This window comes from Sulfoacidibacillus ferrooxidans (assembly GCF_022606465.1).
Classification (GTDB): Bacteria; Bacillota; Bacilli; order Alicyclobacillales; family SLC66; genus Sulfoacidibacillus; species Sulfoacidibacillus ferrooxidans.
The window spans coordinates 1-1,491 of the sequence record NZ_JALBUF010000051.1 but is presented as its reverse complement, the minus strand read 5'-3'; the positions used below and the strand labels follow the sequence as shown (position 1 = coordinate 1,491).

The window sequence follows — 1,491 nt, the reverse complement described above, 5'->3', positions numbered from 1 at the left end:
AACAGCTGATCCCCTGCATCATGTCCCTGTGTATCGTTCAATGCTTTGAAATGATCCAGATCGAACATGGCCAACACAAAATCAAAACTCACCAAGCGACTTTTTCGATCTCGAAACCACTCGTCGAGTCCACGACGATTCAAACACCCCGTTAACGGATCACGCAGGGCGGCATAGCGTAACTTCGTTTGATCATGCACAAGCCTGTCTAACGCTTGGACCAAACGACACGCCTCTTCCATCGACGGAGAAGAGCTTCGCACGTACACGCGAAACCACCTCTCATCCAAGAGGGCCACCTCCACGACTTGAAATAAGTGCGGTTGATGAGTGGCAATCCCTTGCGTTTCCTGTTGTTGATGCCCGATGCCGTACTCTACACCATAGGCCCCAGCATCCATGAAGTACGCCATCACTGCCTTTTCCCACGGGATTCCGCTAGCTACATGGTTAATTAATACTTCTTCCTTCATTAGATCATCGCCCCCGTAAACATGCGCAAGATGTATTGTAATAAGGCATATAAGATGAATCCGAATCCTGGGAACGCAATCAGTCCCATCGAAATCAGTGCCAGTTCAAGGGAGACGTTGCTAAACCGTTTACGCGCTTTATTCTCTCGAAGCCTCGCTTCTAAGCGATAACTCCTTAATACCGCATCGGCAATCGGCGTTCCGTATTGTTCCGACTCCCCCACGAGAGACGCAAAATCCGCTAATTGCTGAACACCTGTTGAATCAGCCAATTGTTGAAGCGCGATAGGTAGCGTCGCATAGTGAGACTTCACTTCCACTTCTTTCAATCGACTTTTGAGCGGTTCATCAAACTGACTGGACAGCACATGCAACGCATCGGATACAGACGCTCCAGCTCGCGAGAGAAACACAAGCATCAATTCAGATACTCGCGTTTGTGCGGCTAGTTTCGATCGATACGACCGCAATTGACTGCGACTATACAGCACCAGTCCCAACCACACAGGGCCAACCAAGAGCACAAGCAATGGAAAGCGCACGACGACTGCCACCAAGACCACCACAATCGACACGATGAACGCGGATCGTATCCATAGAGTCGCGGCTTCTGGACGTTCTATGGCGTTTGCAATGGCCACAAAGGGATTTTCTTTTGGAACGCTCGCTCCATATCGAATGGGTGCGAGTGCACGTCGTACGTCAACGACCACTTCCATACGATAGAGAACAAAAGCGATCACAGACAGCGCAACGAACGCGCCCGTTACGAGCGATAACCAGCTCATCATCATCCACCTCCTCTCTTTTAGACATCGATCACTTGACTACGACGAATGACGAGCTGCAACCCTACCGTCATGATGCCAAGCACCAGCCAAAAGACCACTTGCACGGTGCCACTCATGTAGGATTTTGCAAAGGGATAGGCCACAAGGAGCGATCCCGCTAACACACCGTAAAAGAGATACCCACCTGTACGAAATTGAGCCGTTTCTGCGCGTAATCGTTCACGATA

The 1,491-nt window shown here is 50.2% G+C and carries 3 protein-coding genes; all 3 read right to left on the bottom strand.

The annotated features are described in order from the left end of the window. Positions 1–473, bottom strand: a 473-nt coding sequence (locus tag MM817_RS16275; protein WP_241717085.1) for a GGDEF domain-containing protein, incomplete at its 3' end; no start/stop codon positions are given. Continuing rightward, positions 473–1,261: a type II secretion system F family protein gene (locus MM817_RS16270; RefSeq protein ID WP_241717082.1), complete on the bottom strand. Its 789-nt coding sequence runs from the start codon at positions 1,259–1,261 to the stop codon at positions 473–475. The genes MM817_RS16270 and MM817_RS16275, both read right to left, overlap by 1 nt. A gap of 20 nt (positions 1,262–1,281) precedes the next feature. Beyond that, a partial coding sequence (locus MM817_RS16265; protein WP_241717080.1) for a hypothetical protein occupies positions 1,282–1,491 on the bottom strand: 210 nt, incomplete at its 5' end.

Excerpts from the sequence above, each read along its gene's own strand:
- MM817_RS16270 (WP_241717082.1), bottom strand. The coding sequence starts at position 1,261 with ATGAGCTGGTTATCGCTCGTAACGGGCGCGTTCGTTGCGCTGTCTGTG.